Raw genomic sequence first — 1,154 nt, 5'->3', positions numbered from 1 at the left:
CTGGTGTATCCGGTGGTGGTGCAGTCTTGTCGCCTGGATGGCGGGGTTGCGTGGGTTGGTGCGTGGGGCGGGATTGTTGCGGTGCCGGGGGATCGCCTCCCGGTTGGAAAAAGGGGAACCACTGCCCCGGCCCGGCCCGTGCCCGCCGAGCGTCCCGGTGTCGCGCCCCTGGCCGACGTCAGGGCCCTGCGGCAGGCGACCGCCCACTGGTCGCTGGAGGAGCTGACCACCGCCGCCCGCGTCCTCACCGCGGAGAGCATCCGGCGCCGCGAGAGCCAGCTCGTGGACGTGCTGCGCGCCCTGTTCTTCGTCCACCCCGACCAGGCGACGCCCGTCACCCGGGTCGAGTTCACCACGGCCCCGGCCGACAAGGACAGCGTGCTCTGGGACGCCTCACACGTCTACCTCCACCACGAGGACGGATCGGCCTGGCCGTTCTAGGACTTCACCGAAGCCGCCGACACGGACACCGAGTACGCCGACCTGGAGGACGAGTTCCGGGAGCTGCTGACGGACATCGCGGCCGACCAGCCGCCGCAGCCCGGTGACCGTCTGGTCGTGGACCTCACGACCGGCGCATTCGACCGGTCCGGGAAGTGGGCGCAGTAATCACCCCACCACCCGGCCCGGGGCCGCCACCCGGCTGGGCCCTCTCCGCACCATCCCGCCCCCCTGATACACCCCGGACCCCGCACCCCCGGGAGGGACCCAGTGCCGCCGCGCACCCGCATCTTCCACTACAACACCACCCCGGTACGTGTCCGGATACACAAGGGCGAACCACTCTGNCCGCCGCGCACCCGCATCTTCCACTACAACACCACCCCGGTACGTGTCCGGATACACAAGGGCGAACCACTCTGGTTCACCCGGGACCTGGCCGCCGCCCTCAACATACGGTTCCCGCCCGGCCCGCTGCTCCCCACCTCGCCGAACAGCCTGCCAGGCATGGCGACCCACGCGCAGGTATGGACGGTCATGGAACAGACCGCCGGTGGTGCGCCCGACGCGTTCCAGACGTGGATGACGGAAGTGACCGCGCGGATACTCGCACCGCCCGCCTTCCAGGCCCACTCCGGGCGCGCGTCCCGCCGCAACTAGGAACCGAGTCGGAACACCGCACGGCTAACCACCCGCCCCACTCGACTGCCCCA

At 70.8% G+C, this 1,154-nt stretch carries 1 protein-coding gene; it reads left to right on the top strand.

Translation table 11 applies throughout. The features are described 5' to 3' along the window. Positions 1–138 precede the first annotated feature (138 nt). Complete coding sequence (locus EEJ42_RS06760; protein ID WP_123099066.1) at positions 139–441, top strand: hypothetical protein; 303 nt, start codon at positions 139–141, stop codon at positions 439–441. Positions 442–1,154: the final 713 nt, after the last annotated feature.

Source organism: Streptomyces botrytidirepellens, from assembly GCF_003721215.1.
Lineage (GTDB): Bacteria > Actinomycetota > Actinomycetes > Streptomycetales > Streptomycetaceae > Streptomyces > Streptomyces himastatinicus.
The sequence above is the reverse complement of the archived record's forward strand: the minus strand, read 5'-3'. Positions and strand labels throughout refer to the sequence as shown.